The 17576-nt window shown below is 36.0% G+C and carries 17 protein-coding genes; 6 read left to right on the top strand and 11 right to left on the bottom strand.

Features of this window, described 5'->3' with window-relative positions:
- Positions 1–75: 75 nt before the first annotated feature.
- Both ODR02_RS04610 and ODR02_RS04615 read left to right on the top strand, forming a co-directional pair.
- Positions 76–1266, top strand: a complete 1191-nt coding sequence (locus ODR02_RS04610) for an endonuclease/exonuclease/phosphatase family protein (protein ID WP_309511727.1) — start codon at positions 76–78, stop codon at positions 1264–1266.
- 51 nt (positions 1267–1317) lie between these two features.
- Complete coding sequence (locus ODR02_RS04615) at positions 1318–1737, top strand: DUF6146 family protein (RefSeq protein WP_209786285.1); 420 nt, start codon at positions 1318–1320, stop codon at positions 1735–1737.
- A 70-nt stretch (positions 1738–1807) separates the two neighbouring features.
- On the opposite strand, the gene ODR02_RS04620 is transcribed toward ODR02_RS04615, so the two are convergent.
- Both ODR02_RS04620 and rho read right to left on the bottom strand, forming a co-directional pair.
- Positions 1808–2404, bottom strand: a complete 597-nt coding sequence (locus ODR02_RS04620; RefSeq protein WP_034691558.1) for a superoxide dismutase — start codon at positions 2402–2404, stop codon at positions 1808–1810.
- Positions 2405–2599: 195 nt separating this feature from the next.
- Positions 2600–4441: a transcription termination factor Rho gene (gene rho, locus ODR02_RS04625; protein ID WP_209786286.1), complete on the bottom strand. Its 1842-nt coding sequence runs from the start codon at positions 4439–4441 to the stop codon at positions 2600–2602.
- Between the two features lie 143 nt (positions 4442–4584).
- Between rho and ODR02_RS04630 the strand changes: the two genes are divergently transcribed.
- The 4 genes from ODR02_RS04630 to ODR02_RS04645 all read left to right on the top strand — a co-directional run bounded on the left by ODR02_RS04630 (position 4585) and on the right by ODR02_RS04645 (position 8464).
- On the top strand, positions 4585–4974 hold the full coding sequence (locus ODR02_RS04630) for a DUF4293 family protein (protein WP_209786287.1): 390 nt from the start codon (positions 4585–4587) through the stop codon (positions 4972–4974).
- 143 nt (positions 4975–5117) lie between these two features.
- Positions 5118–6038 (top strand): M28 family peptidase, encoded by a 921-nt coding sequence (locus ODR02_RS04635; protein WP_209786288.1) that lies wholly within the window; start codon positions 5118–5120, stop codon positions 6036–6038.
- A 222-nt stretch (positions 6039–6260) separates the two neighbouring features.
- On the top strand, positions 6261–8099 hold the full coding sequence (locus ODR02_RS04640) for an ABC transporter ATP-binding protein (protein ID WP_209786289.1): 1839 nt from the start codon (positions 6261–6263) through the stop codon (positions 8097–8099).
- Between the two features lie 17 nt (positions 8100–8116).
- Positions 8117–8464: a DUF1801 domain-containing protein gene (locus ODR02_RS04645; protein ID WP_209786290.1), complete on the top strand. Its 348-nt coding sequence runs from the start codon at positions 8117–8119 to the stop codon at positions 8462–8464.
- 49 nt (positions 8465–8513) lie between these two features.
- Here ODR02_RS04645 and ODR02_RS04650 read toward each other — a convergent pair whose 3' ends face one another.
- From ODR02_RS04650 to rsfS, 9 genes are all read right to left on the bottom strand, one after another.
- The gene (locus ODR02_RS04650; RefSeq protein WP_309511728.1) at positions 8514–10304 is read right to left on the bottom strand and encodes a hypothetical protein; all 1791 of its coding nucleotides are present in this window, start codon (positions 10302–10304) and stop codon (positions 8514–8516) included.
- A gap of 322 nt (positions 10305–10626) precedes the next feature.
- Positions 10627–10947, bottom strand: coding sequence for a helix-turn-helix domain-containing protein (locus ODR02_RS04655; RefSeq protein ID WP_309511729.1), 321 nt, complete (start codon positions 10945–10947; stop codon positions 10627–10629).
- A 1-nt stretch (position 10948) separates the two neighbouring features.
- On the bottom strand, positions 10949–11362 hold the full coding sequence (locus ODR02_RS04660; protein WP_309511730.1) for a transposase: 414 nt from the start codon (positions 11360–11362) through the stop codon (positions 10949–10951).
- 97 nt (positions 11363–11459) lie between these two features.
- On the bottom strand, positions 11460–12452 hold the full coding sequence (locus tag ODR02_RS04665; protein WP_209786294.1) for a helix-turn-helix transcriptional regulator: 993 nt from the start codon (positions 12450–12452) through the stop codon (positions 11460–11462).
- 424 nt (positions 12453–12876) lie between these two features.
- A complete protein-coding gene (locus ODR02_RS04670; RefSeq protein ID WP_209786295.1) occupies positions 12877–13533 on the bottom strand; it encodes a phosphatidylserine decarboxylase family protein in 657 nt (218 codons plus the stop codon).
- 4 nt (positions 13534–13537) lie between these two features.
- On the bottom strand, positions 13538–14410 hold the full coding sequence (locus ODR02_RS04675; RefSeq protein ID WP_105683182.1) for a phosphatidate cytidylyltransferase: 873 nt from the start codon (positions 14408–14410) through the stop codon (positions 13538–13540).
- A gap of 24 nt (positions 14411–14434) precedes the next feature.
- Positions 14435–15016: an LUD domain-containing protein gene (locus tag ODR02_RS04680; RefSeq protein ID WP_165791670.1), complete on the bottom strand. Its 582-nt coding sequence runs from the start codon at positions 15014–15016 to the stop codon at positions 14435–14437.
- Positions 15017–15151: 135 nt separating this feature from the next.
- Entirely contained in the window at positions 15152–17173 is a 2022-nt protein-coding gene (gene ftsH / locus ODR02_RS04685; RefSeq protein WP_209786297.1) for an ATP-dependent zinc metalloprotease FtsH, read from the bottom strand.
- 20 nt (positions 17174–17193) lie between these two features.
- Positions 17194–17559 (bottom strand): ribosome silencing factor, encoded by a 366-nt coding sequence (rsfS, locus tag ODR02_RS04690; protein ID WP_047376360.1) that lies wholly within the window; start codon positions 17557–17559, stop codon positions 17194–17196.
- Positions 17560–17576 lie beyond the last annotated feature (17 nt).

Raw genomic sequence — 17576 nt, forward strand, 5'->3', positions numbered from 1 at the left:
TTTACAAATATTTAAAACGCAGTGAATTAAAAAAAAGTAAATTTGTAATTAATAGAATAATAAAACTCTAAAGAGATGAAGAGATTTTCGAGTCTGTTTGCCATTCTTATTTCGATCGTGGCATTCTCACAACAACAAGGAAAACTGAGAAAAGTAGCTACCGTAGGTTTTTTAAACGTAGAAAACCTTTGGGACACGATCCGTTCAGCAGATTATATTGACGGAACCAAAGACATAAAAAACCCTGCTTTCCACAGAAGTATTCCTATGGATTCTATCCAGTTTCTGGAAGCTGAAAAATATGACGGGCCATGGAGCGATGGTGCATTAAAAGGTAAAAAAGCAGTAAGAATACAAAGTGGCTCTGAAGAATTTACCCCGAAAAGCGCAAAGAACTACGGAACTAAAATTTATAAGACAAAACTGGCTAACGAAGCTAAGGTGATTTCTGAAATGGGAGCACAATATACAAAAACAGCTCCTGCAGTAGTTGGCTTAATAGAGGTTGAAAACAGACAGGTCATTCAGGATCTTGTGAACGAACCTGCTTTAAAGAAATATGACTACGGAATTATTCATTACAATTCTTATGACTACAGAGGGATTGACGTAGCCCTGATCTATCAGAAAAGAAGATTCACCCCTACCAATTCATTAAAAAAAGAACTGGTCATTTACGGTGACAACGGAAAAAGAGAATATACCAGAGACATCCTTGTCGTAACGGGCTTTTTAGATAATGAAAAAGTAGCATTTTTCATGAACCACTGGCCTTCAAGAAGAGGTGGTGAGGCGATTTCTTTGCCTAAAAGAAATGCAGCGGCTGCATTGTTAAAACAACAGATGGACAGTGTAAGAGCTGCAGACCCAACCACAAAGCTTTTTGCGATGGGTGACTTTAACGATGATCCTGTAAGCCCAAGTTTAAAAAATCACCTGAAAGCTCAGGCAAGCCCTAAAGATTTAAGTGAAGAAACACCTTATCTTAATCTGATGTATCCTTTATATAAAAAGGGAGTTGCTTCTCTTGCGTATCAGGATGCTCCTAACCTGTTTGACCAGATCATCGTTTCTAAAAACGTAATTTCAGATCAGGTGACAAAAGAATATTCTGTATATAAGGCAGAGATTTTTGCACCCGCTTATTTAGTCAATAAAGAAGGAAATTATAAAGGATATCCTTTCAGATCCTGGAATGGAGACCAGTTTACAGGAGGCTACAGTGACCACTTTCCGGCATTTGTAGTTCTTCAGAAAGAACCATAAAAAAGTTAGGCACTCTTATTGGAGTGCTTTTTTTATGTAAATACCTACATCATGAAAAATATTATTTTATTAATAATGATTGCGTGGATCCCTTTCAGCTGTTTTTCTCAGGAAACCCCTAAGAAAGATAAAGAGCAACATGAAATGAAGCCTTCTAAAAACGAAGACGGTGAATGGGATCTTACGGTCATTGATACTCAGTTTGATTATTTTCTGAACGCTGTTGCTAAGCCCATCAGTCAGTATACAGAATCTTATCTGAAGACAAAAAATACATTTTTGGTCAACGAATGGAACGGCTATTATAATTCCGGCAGATATAGAAATATTATAGAATCCGGGATAGATTATGATCCTCAGGAAAACTACGGGATCAAGTTTGAATATAAATTATACCAGGTTTTCGTGTATGTCAACTGGAAATACAAACTAAGGTTGAACGGGTTAACCGGAAGTGACGCCATAAGGTAAGTATACATAATTCTCAATAAAAAAGGTTCAGAGTAATTCTGAACCTTTTCATTTTTATAATAGCTGAAAATTATTTATTGAATAATTCCTCTACTTTATCCCAGTTTACTACATCGAAAAATGCAGAAACATAGTCAGGTCTTCTGTTTTGGTAGTTTAAATAATAAGCGTGCTCCCAAACATCTAATCCTAAAACAGGTGTTCCTTTAACGTCTGCTACAGGCATTAATGGGTTATCCTGATTAGGTGTAGAAGAAACCGATACAGAACCGTCAGCATTTTTTACTAACCAAGCCCATCCTGAACCGAATCTTGTTTTAGCAGCATCAGAAAAATCAGTTTTGAATTTGTCAAGACCACCATAGTTTTCAATAGCAGCTTTTACATTTCCTACTGGCTCTTTGCTCCCTCCTGGAGTTAAAATTTCCCAGAATAAAGAGTGGTTGAAGTGACCTCCACCGTTGTTTCTTACTGCTGGTTTGTCAGTTCCTGTCTGGCAGATTTCTTCAATCGTTTTTCCTGCTAGTTCAGTTCCTTCAATTGCTTTATTTAAATTGTCAATATATGCCTGGTGGTGTTTTGTATGGTGGATTTCCATAGTTCTTGCATCGATCGTTGGCTCTAATGCATCGTATGCATATCCTAGTTTTGGTAATTCAAATGACATAATCTTTATTTTTAATGTTATAATTCAAAATTAGCCAATATTTAAGGGATTATCAAGGATTGTGGATTACTTTAATAAATCTTTAACATTGATATATTGATTTAGAATGAATTAAGTTTTATTTTTTTATTGAATACTAACAAAAAGCACGAACCTAATGATCCGTGCTTTTTATTTAACAATATTAAATTAAATTTATTTATTCATAGACATCAGGAATTCTTCATTATTCAGAGTTCCTTTGATGTTCTTATTAACAAATTCCATAGCTTCTACAGGATTCATTTCAGAAAGATATTTTCTGAAGATCCACATTCTCTGAGAAGTCACTTCATCAAGAAGAAGATCATCTCTACGAGTGCTGGAAGAAATTAAGTCGATAGCCGGATAGATTCTTCTGTTAGCAATTTTTCTGTCTAACTGAAGCTCCATATTCCCTGTACCTTTAAATTCTTCAAAGATCACTTCATCCATTTTAGATCCTGTGTCAATCAATGCTGTTGCAATAATTGTTAAAGATCCTCCACCTTCAATTTTTCTTGCAGCTCCAAAGAATCTTTTTGGCTTGTGAAGCGCATTAGCGTCTACCCCACCGGAAAGAACTTTACCTGATGCCGGAGTAACCGTATTGTATGCTCTTGCCAATCTTGTAATAGAGTCCAGTAAAATCACCACATCATGTCCACATTCTACCATTCTTTGTGCTTTTGCAAGAACAAGATTAGCTACTTTCACATGTTTTTCTGCCGCTTCATCAAATGTAGATGCAATTACTTCTGCATTTACACTTCTTTCCATATCTGTAACTTCTTCCGGACGTTCATCGATCAGAAGAACCATCATATAAACTTCCGGGTGGTTGGCAGCAATAGAATTAGCGATATCTTTAAGCAACATTGTTTTACCTGTTTTAGGCTGTGCAACAATCATTGCTCTTTGTCCTTTTCCAATAGGTGCAAATAAATCTACAATTCTTGTCGAAATCGTGGAGTTACTTCCTGCCAAATTGAATTTTTCTTCCGGGAAAAGCGGAGTCAAATATTCAAAAGCTACACGGTCCTTGATGAATGCAAGGTCACGCCCGTTAACTTCTGTAGGTTTCAATAATGAAAAATATTTCTCCCCTTCTTTCGGAAGTCTTACAATTCCTTTAACTGTATCTCCGGTTTTCAACCCATAATTCCTGATCTGTGCTGTAGATACATACACGTCATCCGGAGAAGAGATATAGCTAAAATCTGAGGAACGTAAAAATCCGTAGTTATCGGGTAAGATTTCCAACACCCCTTCAATGCTTACCAATCCATCGAAATTAAATTCTTTTTTATGGTCATGCTGCTCCTCTGCCTTTTCAGAATGTCTATTTTGATTTTGATTCTGATTTTGGTTTTGATGCTGATGTTGGTTCTGGTTCTGGTTTTGATTTTTATGTTGGTTTCCACTGTTCTGTGGATGGTTATGTCCTTTTTGAGGTCTGTTAGCCTGTTGTTGAGGAGGATTGTTAGGCTTTTCTTCGGCCTGGGCAGGCTCTTGAGAATCTGTGTTTTTTGGAGCTTCTGGTTTTTCCTGAGATACTTCAGTATTACCTGTATTGGTAGAAACTCTTTTTCTTTTCTTTTTAGCTTGAGCGGCGGCTGATGTATCTTCTGTTACGATTGCAGTGGCTTCAGCTTTGGGCTCTTCCTGTTTTATTTCTTCAGCAGCAGGAACCTTTTCTTCTATTTTTTCCTCTTCTTTAGGTTCTACCGGAGCTTTTGTATTTGCTTTTGGCTTGGGGGCTGCCGGTTTTTTTGGGGCAGCTTTTCTTGCCGGGGCTTTAGCAGGTTTTTCTGCTGAGGCCTCTTCAGTATTTATACTGGCGGTTTCTGTGGCGTTGAAATAATCTTTTGCAACTTTAGGGTTAGAAGCCTGAAAGTCAAGAATAGCAAAGATCTTGTCATTTTCATTGCTGGTTCTTGCAACTTTAACGCCCAAATCTTTTAAGATTTTAGTCAGTTCCGTTACGGATTTTGACCTTAACGTTTCTATGTTAAACATATTTATGTAAAAATGTAATTAATTGTGAGTAAGAAAAGTAAGTCCGGTGACTTTGGTTTTCAAGTACATTGTATAATGCAAATCTACACTTATTTTTGAATTGTGCAAAATTTATGTTATTTTTGCCAAGAATTTAATATTCAATGCTACAGAGAATACAAACTATATGGACTTTATTAGCAGTTTTAGCTGCAGTTTTCCTTTTCATAACAGGACAGGATGTTGTCATTTCTGACAGTATTCCCTTGCTTAATATAAGCTGTATCGTGCTTGTTATTACAGGAGCATTAAGTATTTTTAGTTTCAAAAACAGAAAAAGACAAATTTTGCTGAATACCATCAGCATCATTATAAACGTTTTGTTGATTGGTGTATTGGCGTACTGGTTACTAAACTTATCCGGAGGAATTCATTTTCCTGAGAAGGGTATTGAGCCGATTTTCCCATTGCTTGCGGTGATCTGTCTGCTTATTGCAAACATTTACACCCGCAAAGATGAGAGGCTCGTAAAATCTGTAGACAGACTTCGATAGCCTTACAACGATTTTTTGAGTGAGAACAGCTTCTTTTAAGGAGCTGTTTTTTATTTACCTCATATTCTTATTTAATTTATGTAATTTCATTGCAACTTTTTGATCAGAAATACGACAGATCATATAACTTTTAATAAAAGACAATGAAAAAGCTAACGTATCTTACATTATCACTATTCTCCATACTTACTTTTGCACAGGAGGTTTCCAAGGAAAGAGTAAAAACAGTTCTTTCCACTCTTGCTTCAGATGAAATGAAAGGCCGTGAAATCGGAACTCAGGAAAATGAAAATGCTGCCAACTATATTGCAAAGCTTTTCAAAGAAAATAACCTGGAATACTGTACCGGAAAATCTTATCTGGTTCCTTTTGATTATAATGGAAAAACGGTATATAATGTCTGTGGAATCAAAAAAGGAAAAACGGATCAATATCTTGGATTCTCAGGGCATTTTGATCATATCGGAACCAGTGATAAAAGCGGAGACAATATCTACAACGGAGCAGATGATGATGCCAGCGGAATTACCACCCTGGTAGGCATTGCCGATTATTTCAAAAACAAAAAACCGGAATTCTCTATGGTGTTCATGGCATTCAACGGGGAAGAAAAAGGTATGCTGGGTTCAAGAGCTATTTCAACAGATAAAAATCTGGATCCTATTTATAATAAGATGACTGCCCTTTTCAATTTTGAAATGGTGGCTACAGAATCTCAATGGGGAAAAAACGCACTATATATGACCGGAGACGGATTCTCGGATCTTGATGAACTTTTCAATCAAAATGCTGTGAATGGATTAAAAATTAATGCAGATCCTTATGCAAAACAACAGCTTTTCTACCGTTCAGACAATGTGAGTTTTGTAAAAAAGAAAATCATTGCCCATTCATTTTCAACAGTTGATATGACCAAAGCATCTCATTATCACCACGAAAATGATGATATCAATATTGTAGATTTTGATAATATGACCCACATCATCAATAATTTTGGAAAAACACTGGATAAACTGAATCCTAAAAACTTTGCTCCGAAATATAATGACCAGGTGAAATTTTAATTAAACCCTATATGAAAACCGCTGAGATAGCGGTTTTTGCATTAAACAGCCTTAGTCTTTTACTTCCTGTTCTTTAGTCTTATTGATTCAAAAAATAAGATTCAATAGTTGTGAGTTGTAACAAAAAGACATTTTTTGAAACTTATCCATTAAAGTAAAACAGGATTAAGAACGTCTTATCTTTTAATTTTACGTAATTTTGCTATCCAATTTTTTCATTGAATGAACCAATATATTAAAATACTAAAGTTCGCAAGACCCCACCAAAAATACATCTACGGAAGTTTATTTTTTAATCTCCTGTATTCTGTATTTCAAATTGCTTCTTTGGGAACTATTCTACCCGTTTTGGGAATGCTTTTCGGCACCATTGAGGCTAAAAAATACAGCCATGCCCCCGTATATTCGGGAGAAATTTTAGATTTTTTCTCTTATGCAAAAGAATATGCCAATTATTATGTTCAGAGTTTAGTAACCGAACATGGAGCGCTTAACGTTTTGGCCTGGCTTTGCGTGATAACGGCTTTTATGTTTTTACTGAGAAACCTTTTCAGATATTTAGGTTCATTTTTATTGATCAATTATCGTGTGGGTGTTACTAAAGACCTGCGTGGAGCGATGTACAGAAAGATTCTTTCTCTACCTGTTTCTTTTTTTACAGAAAGCAAAAAAGGAGATCTGATGTCTCGTATGTCAAATGATGTGGGTGAAGTTGAAGGGAATATTTTGGGAAGTTTAGTTGAATTAATCAACGCTCCTTTTATGCTGATAAGCACATTGGTAACTCTTTTCTTTTTAAGTACAGAAATGACTCTTTTCTCGCTTTTAGTACTACCTGTAATGGGAACAATGATTGCTTTAATAGGAAAAAGTCTGAAAAAAGATTCTCACGAGGCTCAAAATGAGATGGGAAATATTTTCTCCATTGTAGACGAAACATTAAAATCTACAAAGGTGATTAAGATTTTCAGTGCAGAAAAAATAATGGACAACCGTTTTATGCAGTCTATGCAGAAATGGATTAACAGTTCAATAAGATTAGGAAGAAAAAAGGAATTAGCCTCTCCAATGAGCGAATTTTTGGGCTCCGTTACTTTTTTAATTATTGCCTGGTACGGTGGAAAGCAAATCATTGTAGAACAAAGCATTTCACCTGCAGATTTCCTGGTTTTCCTGGGTATTTTCTTCCAGATTTTACCTCCTGTAAAAAGTTTATCTCAGTCTATTTCGAATGTGCAGAAAGGGGAAGCATCTCTTGAAAGGGTGTTGGCAATTCTTGATGCTGATGTAAGAATTGACGAAATAGCGAACCCTGTTTCCATCTCAACATTAAATAAATCAATCGAGTTTAATAATATTGGTTTTTACTACGATAAAGATCATACGATTCTTAAAAACTTCTCACTTTCCATCCAAAAAGGAAAAACGGTTGCTCTTGTCGGGCAAAGTGGAAGTGGTAAAACAACTATTGCCAATCTTTTAGCAAGATTCTATGATGTTTCGGAAGGAGAAATTCTGATTGACGGAACAGACATTAAGCATTTAAAATTACAGGAATACCGTAAGCTTCTGGGAATGGTAACACAGGAATCTGTATTATTCAATGATTCTGTTTACAACAATATCCTGATGGGTAAACCTGATGCCACCAGAGAAGAAGTGATTGCAGCCGCTAAAATTGCTAATGCAGACACCTTCATCACCAATCTTCCGGAAGGATATGATACCAATATCGGTGATGATGGCGGAAAGCTTTCCGGAGGTCAGAAACAAAGGGTTTCTATTGCAAGAGCAGTGTTGAAAAACCCACCTATTATGATTCTGGATGAAGCCACCTCTGCACTGGATACGGAATCTGAAAGATTTGTACAGGATGCACTGGAAAAAATGATGGAAAACAGAACTTCTTTAGTCATTGCCCATCGTCTTTCAACCATTCAGAAAGCAGACTGGATTGTGGTAATGGAAAAAGGTGACATTGTAGAACAGGGAACACACCATGATCTGATTGCTAAAAGAGGCGTATACCACAAACTGGTTGAACTTCAAAACTTTGACTAATCATTTAACTGAATAAAATGAACCCCATACAAGAGTATTTCTACAGAATCGAAGAGCCTGAAAGAAGTACTCTTTTGTTTTTGCGCGATACTATTTTAGCCTCAGATCCGGAAAATATAACAGAAACATTCAGTTTCGGACTTCCGTTTATTAAATACAAAAAGAAAATGCTGTGCTACTTCTATTACAGCAAAAAATACCAAAAACACTATCTGAGTTTTTATCACGGCGACAGACTTGATTATCCTGAACTGATTCAGGATGGCAGAAAGAAGTTCAAAATTCTACTTATCGATACAGAAGAGGATATCCCTGTGGAATTTATATTACACCTGACACAGGAGGTTAAAAGATATATAAAATAAAAAACTCCGGCACGAATAATCGTGCCGGAGCCATCTTTAAAAAACCTTATCATTTTGTGTTTATTCCACTGAATTCTGCCTTTTTAATTGCCCAGGCAAGAGCATTTGCATAGAATATTGAGTTATATACATTCATTTCATAGGCCGCTGCCCCATTTCCATAGTTGGGTTTAGGAATTGGTTTATAGTTCGTATCTGCATAGAATGGGCATATCGTATCTGAAGTATTGGGAGAAGTAACAGTTCCACACTGAGAGTTAAATCCTCCATCTCCTACCCAGATAAAGTTCAGCGTGTTATGCTTAAATGCTGTTACACGACCTACATTTCCTGTGGGTGAAGCTGTAGAAATATTTGTATCTCCTGAATATACAGTAATTTCACTGGAAGGCAGCCCTGTTGCATATGTTGTGGAAGAAGCATCTTCACCCCATTGTAATCCTCTTATATCACCAAAAGGGCCATTCAGTATTTCGTCATTGGTAAGTGGAAGTTTATAGATAGCTCCCGCACTGTTTACACTTCCTGTATTTACTGATCCGTCAAAAACATTTCTGAAAAGGTTCTGCATTCCGCTATTACTTTCAGAATAAGCAACGATTACCCCTCCTCTTGCCAGATAATTTTTTAATACCTGAGCTTCTGCAGCATTCATTCCCCATGCATATCCAATAACAATAATATCTACAGGATTTGCTCCCGTTGTCCAGGTTGTCAGCTGTGTGGCATTTGGACTGTCTGTACCGTCTATGATCTGATCCCATCCTTCATATTTTACAATACTGTTTGCCAGTGTTCCAAAATTAGCGGCTGCTTTAGTCACCATACCCGATGGTGAAGTTCCTGATACATTATATCCACAACCATTTGGAGCTGTACCAATGGTTAAAAGTTTTTTCTTGGGAACCACCACAATCACATTGACAGTACATGTGGTGGAAACTCCTCCCTGGCTGTCAGAAGTAATGGTCATTGTTTTTACAGTGGTGGAGGAAGGTGTACCTGTCCCTTGCAGTGTAACATTCTGATTTCCTGTAGCAGCAAATACTCCTGATCCACTGAAAGAAATTCCATCAACAATATTGGTGGTAATGGTGTAACTTCCAAGTGTTGAAACATTCACTGGCAAAGTAATCGTATTGGAAGCTGTAAGAGCTGTTCCTACTTTATAGACTCCGTTTACCGCTGCACTTCCACAGCTCATAGTATAGGTTCCGGAAGGGCTCAGTACCGCAATAGAAATGGCAGGAGTACAGGTAACAGCAGTTCCGTTGGCTTCAAGTGCTACATTATCAGTCTGAATATTCTGAGGAGCTCCCTGTCCCGGAATCTGTATGGTTTGTGTTCCGGCATTAAGGAATACTCCGGTTCCATAGAAGTTATATCCGTTTGTTGTCGTTCCGGAAATGGTATAATTCCCTGGTTTTGTAACATTAACAGCAATGCTCAGGTAATTCGAATTGGTAAGTTCTTTCCCTTTCACGTAGCTTCCCATTGCTTTGGAAGAGGAGCAGTCTATGGTAAAAACAGCTTTCCCCATTTGTCCGCAGACACTTTTCCATTCGTTGTCAGCAAGGCTCCAGTAATTAAAACAATCTTCTGTGGTATTGTAAATTGTCAAGCCATCATCTTTGGATTGATTAACTACAATTGCATTTCGTTCTGTTTCAGTTAGCCTCGGAATAAGTACTCCTTTGTTATTATTTCCTGAAACAACATCCAAAACAGAGTTTGAATTGGGCACAGTAGTATTAATTCCTACCGCTCCATTATTAGCCTGTGAATAAATTTTTCCAAAAGCAAAGAGCATTGCTATCAGCAAGACTTTGATTGGGAACATTGTAAATTTTGTGTCCATCATTGTATGAATTATAATTGTTTAATGATTAAAATTTCAACTAAGCAGCTCAGTCATTTAACCATCACAAAATTATCATTCACAGATCATCACTAATTAATTCCCACTACGCAATACTACTCACGCGTAGTAAAACTCACAAAAAGTCAACAACTTACAATCGTAAAAAAGCACTAAGAAAAAGTTGAATTATTCAACAAACATCAAACATAAATTCAAAAATGAAAACAAAAACAACAAAAATATCATTATTGATTATTTATTTAAAATCATAACACCAAGAGATTAAATGAAACACAATTACTCATACTTTAAAAATGATTTTCCACTTGGCAATGGTATTTCGGCTTATTTTAAAATGATGACTCAGCTGAAGATTGGTAAGCTCATTTCTTTTCTGATAACTGAGAATATTCAAAATAGATTCTTCGTCATAAGAACGGAGTCTTTGGCTGTTGCGTCCCACCGTATATTCAGGTTCACCAAAAATTATTTGATTAAATTTCAGAATATTAATGGCAGAATGGAGTGTTTCCAGCTTAAACCGGATGGTGTTGTCTATTAATTTTTCGGGGAATTTTTCTTTAAGAATATCAGTATAAATCTGCTTATAGTCAGGCATCATATTATATTTTTTTCATCCATTTATATAAGGTGGTTTTAGGAATCTTATACCGTTCCACAACATCGTTAGCAGTCATTGTTCTGCTTTCGATTTTTTCAAGTATAAAATCTTTTACTTCCTGGGTATAGATACTTTTCCGGAAAACCATCGCCTTTCCCTTTTGGATGGCTGTATTATCAATTCTTGACTGAGGAGCATATAAAATCAGGTGGCTGGTATAAAACCTAAAGAAATCAAATTTTAAAAGCTTACACCATTTCAAGAGAACATCGGTATCCATGCTTCCTGCATGATACATCATTTCTATTTCATCTTCCGTTCTGTTTAAAAATCGGGAAATTCTTTCTATTGAAATCTGATGTTCTTCTACTTTGGATTTGATCAGACTCCCAATATGAATGTTCTTAATATTCATCACAATATTTTTAAGTAAAAATATCGACAAGAAAAACAAAAAATGCCATCAAATACTACTCAACACTACGTATAAGTAACAAAAATCGGAATTTTGTTTAAATTTTAATAAGAAAACTATTAACGTTGATTTCTGAGGAAATATTCAGTTTTTTCCGGATTCTGTATTTTTTACTTTCTACCGCACGAATACTGTTATTGGTACATTGTGCTATTTTCTTGGTATCAAAATCAAGCTTCATCAAAGCACAGAAATACAGTTCAGAATGGATAAGGTTAGGATTTATTTTTAAAATATCAGGAATAAAATGAGGAAAAAACACCTGAAATTTTTCAAAAAACATAGGCGAATTATTTTCAGCCAGACTTAAAATTTCCTGGATATTTTCTTCTGAAAGATGATTGATAAGCATCTGGTGCTTCATAAGTTCTGTATTTGTTTTCACCAGATCCTTGATGGTAGAATCTTTTTCTTTTCTGTCCGTAATTAAGCCATGGATAAGGGCATCCTTCTGGGTAATAAAGACAATATCCATCAAAAAGGAAGCAATAGAAAATAAAATGTTCAACAGTTTTATTGTTTTAAAATCTTCTTTTTCTATAAATCGGCTTTTAGGCAGAAAATCAAAATCAAAATACAGACACACTATAAAATTGATACTGATCATGAATGTAATAAAAAAGATGGAAAAAGAATCTTTTTTATAATTCAGGAAGAAAGGAACCGCAAACAGAAGACAAAAGTAGAAATATTCTACCCCTGCATTCTTGTAAGTATAAATATTAAAAAAGTTGACAATAAAAGTCAGTAAAACGAATGTACCGATAATAGAAGTTTTCAAAACCTTTTTAAAGCGCCTGGTCTTTCCTTTTATAGCCATAAGAAACAGCCAGAAAAAGGTAATTACGGTAAGAAATGTTGAGATCAACATATCTCCGAAAAAAGCAATAATAAAAATGGAATAAAACAGAAATATGAAAAACAGTAAAAGCAGATACCGATTAATAAGATGCAGATAATTACTGTCAAAATCGTCATCCATCTTCTCTGTTTCATCGTTGATCATCTTAAAGAAAAACTTATAAATCATCTTGTTGTTTTTTTATGCTTTCACAAGCTTAAGTTGGTATTTGTACTCCTGAAAGCATAAATTTTCCAATATTAACAACCTTTCATGCAAAATAAAAAAATCTACAACACGAAATGTATCGTCTTTTTCAGCATTAAAAAGGATATGATTAAGGTGTTTTCTAGCTACAATTTATTAAAATTATCAAATGAAATACCATTTTTAACAAGAAATTAATAAGCATTTACCTCACATCACTTAAAAGCATGAGCTTGTGTTTTTAAGCATGCAAAATTATTGATCTCAACGAAAAAGCATCTATCTTCTGATACGCAATATTACTCATGCGTAATTTAAACTTAAAACACTCAAATGAGATTCATGTTTACTCAATAAAAAAGAGAGCTATAAAGGCTCTCTTTTGATCTTATATACGATAATACTATTAATTTTCTTTCAGTTTGGCGATTATATCTTCACCTCCTTTTGTAATATCACCAATCTTGCAGATGATCTCAGTATCCAATGGCAGGAATACATCCATTCTGGAGCCAAATTTAATAAATCCGAACTCATGCCCGGCTTTTGCTTTATCACCTTCGTTACAGTAGAAAACGATTCTTCTTGCCACATATCCGGCAATCTGTCTGAAGACTACTTTATGATTGGTCATCGTTTGTATGGCTACCGTAGTTCTTTCATTCTCCGTAGAAGACTTTTCATGCCATGCTACCAGATATTTTCCCGGGTGATATTTTTTATAAATCACTTCTCCCGAAACCGGATACCTGCAGATGTGAACATTCAATGGAGACATGAAAATAGAAACCTGGATGGCTTTTCCTTTTATAAATTCATCTTCATCCACTTCTTTGATCATTACCACTTTTCCGTCTACCGGAGCTATTACGTTTTCTTTGTGATCAAGGATATTACGATCCGGAACTCTGAAGAACCAGAAAACTAAACCGTAAATAACCAACAAAGGCATAATGATCACCAGTGACCATATTTCAAGGAAATAAATTGCTAACGCACCCAGAATAATAAAAAGCAGGGTTGCAACGGTAATCGTTCCTTTTGATTCTCTATGTAATTTCATGAGACTAAATAAATTTTTCTAAAATAAAGTACAAATATACGACAGGAACGCAGATAATAAAACTATCCAGTCTGTCTAAAACTCCACCATGGCCAGGAATGATGTTTCCACTGTCTTTTACACCGAAATTTCTTTTCAATTGGCTTTCTACCAAATCTCCCAAAGGAGCAAAGGCAGCAACCAGAAATCCTACAATCATCCAGTTTCCTCTCAGCTCAGGCTGATAATGTTCAATAAAGTAAGACAGAACCAATGTAAGAACTACACCTCCGGCATATCCTTCCCATGTTTTTTTAGGAGAAATTTTAGGCGCCATCTTATGTTTACCGAAAAACTTCCCTACCAGATACGCAAAGGTATCACTACTCCAGATCAGAATAAACAGAAACAGAACCTCCAGGGAGAAACTGTCTGTATAGCTGGAGAACTTTGGAAGCCCCAATGCAAAACTGAACGGCAGAGCTACATAAATAACGGTAAAAATGAGTTTCCCACTGTCGAAGTATAATTCGTTAGGATATTTGAATAAAGTAACCACAGCAATCCCAATAAGCGCCAGTGCCAGTATTTCACTAAGCCTGAAATCAAAAAAGAAATCGTGACTAAAATATCTTTTGGAAAAAATATAGAAAATAAACATGACTAATGGGAATACCACCCATTTTTCATATCCGTTTCCAAATTTCATGATTTTGACACATTCCCAGGTTCCCACAATCAGCAACAGACTCATTAAGCCATAAAAAAGATACTGCTGTTTAATGAGACCAGGTACAATACTGTTCAGCAGCTGTGCTCCCAACGGAGTAGAACAAAGAATAATGACGGCTACATACACTATCCCTGATACGGTTCTTTGAATGAGGTTTTTGTCCAAAATTTAAAATTTAGAAGTGGTTGCTTAATCTTCAAGCAGCAATAAAAACAGCTTTGTATTGGCATTGGAAGAACTGTCCATTTTTGACTGGCTTCCGCTGATAGAAGTAAGGTTCTTGATATTTCCGTTTCTTTTTATTTTCCCCATTGCATCATTCAGGTTGTTCACAATCTGAGAAACATTGGCGATGATAATAATTTTGTCAGGAAGCCTTGAAGAATGATAATGAAGGATATTATTATGAGAAAGCATGATTCTGCCATCATAGGCAATCAGGTATTCACAAGTAATGAATGCGGCCTCATTAGAAGACTGCAGTTCTGAAGTATAAGTAGACTTCACAACGTTCAAAAAGTTCTGAAGTTCTTTATCCCAACAGAAAAGGTTGTTAATACCTTCTATTTTGATAATTTGATTTAAAGTTTGTAGAGCTTCCGCTTCATCTGCACAATAATTAAAAAATCCCCCCGAATGCGTAAATAATTGCGCAAACTTATAGTCAAGATCCGCATTTTTCAGCGAATCCCCAAGCTTCTCCAGGCTCTGTTTGTCCTCTTCTTCAGGCTGGTTGGTAAGTTTGCTTACAATCCTCTTGAATAAATTCAACTTAATCTATTTTTAGTCAACTTTATACAAAAATAGAAAATAAATTACAATAGTGTCCAAAATATCTCTTCAAATATGAAAAAACCTGACAATTTTGCAGTTGTCAGGTTTTTGTTAATTCTATTTTTTAGAGTCTTAAAGCTGTGTTGGGCTTTCTGGAGCCTGAATTTCGCTTTCTTCTTCTTTTTCTTTGATCTGAGGTGTTTCCTCTGCTATTGGCTGATCTTTTTCAGGAATAGTATTGGTAACAGGTTTCTCTGTCAATTCAGGATCCCATGCTCTCTTACCGAATATTTCTTCTAAGTCTTCACGGAAGATCACTTCTTTTTCCAACAATTTATTTGCCAGAGCATCCAGTTTATCTTTATTTTCTTCAAGAATTCTTACTGCTCTTTCGTACTGGTTTTCGATAATCAATTTGATCTCTGCATCAATTTTGGTAGCTGTTTCTTCAGAGTAAGGCTTTCCGAATGAGTATTCAGACTGTCCTGAACTGTCATAATAAGAAATATTACCGATATTCGGACTTAATCCGTAGATTGTTACCATAGCCTGAGCTCTCTTCGTTACTGTTTCAAGATCAGAAAGTGCTCCTGTAGAGATATTGTTGAAGATTACCTGCTCTGCGGCTCTACCTCCCAATGTTGCACACATTTCGTCCAGCATTTGCTCAGTAGTGGTAAGCTGTCTTTCTTCCGGAAGATACCATGCTGCCCCTAAAGAACGTCCTCTTGGAACAATTGTTACTTTTAAAAGTGGTGATGCATGTTCTACTAACCAGGAAATTGTAGCGTGACCTGCTTCATGATAAGCAACTCTTCTCTTTTCAGATGGTTTGATGGCCATATTTTTCTTCTCAAGTCCACCGATAATTCTGTCTACCGCATCCAGGAAGTCCTGTTTCGTAACAGAAGTATGGTTATATCTTGCTGCGATTAATGCTGCTTCATTACAAACATTAGCAATATCTGCCCCACTGAATCCAGGAGTTTGTTTTGCTAAGAAATCTCTATCTACATTATCATCAAGCTTGATTTTTTTCAAGTGAACATCAAAGATCTGTCTTCTTTCGTGAAGTTCCGGAAGATCCACATAGATAGAACGGTCAAAACGACCTGCTCTCATTAATGCTTTATCAAGAATATCCGCTCTGTTGGTAGCCGCCATTACAATGACATTGACATCTGTTCCGAAACCGTCCATTTCGGTAAGAAGCTGGTTTAATGTATTTTCTCTTTCGTCGTTTCCGCCAGAGAAATTATTCTTTCCTCTTGCACGTCCGATAGCATCAATCTCATCAATGAAGATAATTGCCGGAGATTTTGCTTTAGCCTGAGCAAAAAGGTCTCTTACTCTGGAAGCTCCTACACCAACAAACATTTCAACGAAATCTGATCCTGAAAGAGAGAAGAACGGAACTTTAGCTTCACCTGCAACAGCTTTTGCCAATAAGGTTTTACCTGTTCCCGGAGGGCCTACCAAAAGAACTCCTTTAGGGATTTTACCTCCCAGTTTTGTATATTTTTCAGAGTTTTTCAAGAAATCTACTACTTCCTGAACTTCTTCTTTAGCACCTTCCAATCCTGCAACATCTTTAAATGTTACCTGAATTCTTTCTTTTTCGTCGAAAAGTTTTGCTTTAGATTTTCCGATAGAGAAGATTTGTCCGCCAGGACCTCCGCCTCCACCCATCTTTCTGAAAAGAAGGAAGTAGAATAATCCTAAGATAGAAATCCAAACCAGCGCAGGAATTAAAATATCCATTAATGCGCTTTTTCCAGTACCGTAATCTTTAGTTGTTTTAATAACCGGATTGCTGGCTTTGACCTGCTCAAATTTCTGAAGGAAAAGTTGAAGGTCTCCATATTTCACAGAAAAATCTGCTTTAGGAGCCATGTCCAGGACGGAAAGTGGGTTGTTTTCTTTTCCGGCTTTGGACACCATTGCCGATTTTGCTTCTTTTGTTAGGAAAACATCCGCTTTCTCTATGTCTTTGTATATAATTATATTCTGGACTTTGCCCGCCTGCATTTCTCTAAAGAAACCATCTTCATCAATAGATTTTGCAGTATCACCTCCAAGGAAATTGGAGCCAAAGAACAGCAAAAGAGCTATGATTGCAATAGGAAAGAACCAGTTGAATCCTTTATTATTCATTTAGACTTTTTAAATTTTTATTATTCATTTTCAATTTTGGTAATGACTGCGTCACCCCAAAGCTCTTCTATATCGTAGTACTCACGTACCTGTTTTTGGAATATATGAACCACCACTGAAACGTAATCCACCAATACCCACATCGCATTTTCAGTACCTTCTACGTGCCAAGGTCTGTCCTGCAGTTCGTTTCTTACTTTTTTCTCTACACTTCCTGCTAATGCAGCTACCTGTGTATTTGAGTTTCCGCTACATATCACGAACGTTTCTGCTACGGAGTTTTCGATGTTGGAAAGATCAAAGATCATAATGTCTTCTCCTTTTACATCCTGGATAGCTTCAACGATTTTATCTATTAACGCTTGTTTTTCTGCTGTTTTATTCATTAAAAAAATACTATAAT

Source organism: Chryseobacterium sp. CFS2, from assembly GCF_036543225.1.
Classification (GTDB): domain Bacteria; phylum Bacteroidota; class Bacteroidia; order Flavobacteriales; family Weeksellaceae; genus Chryseobacterium; species Chryseobacterium culicis_A.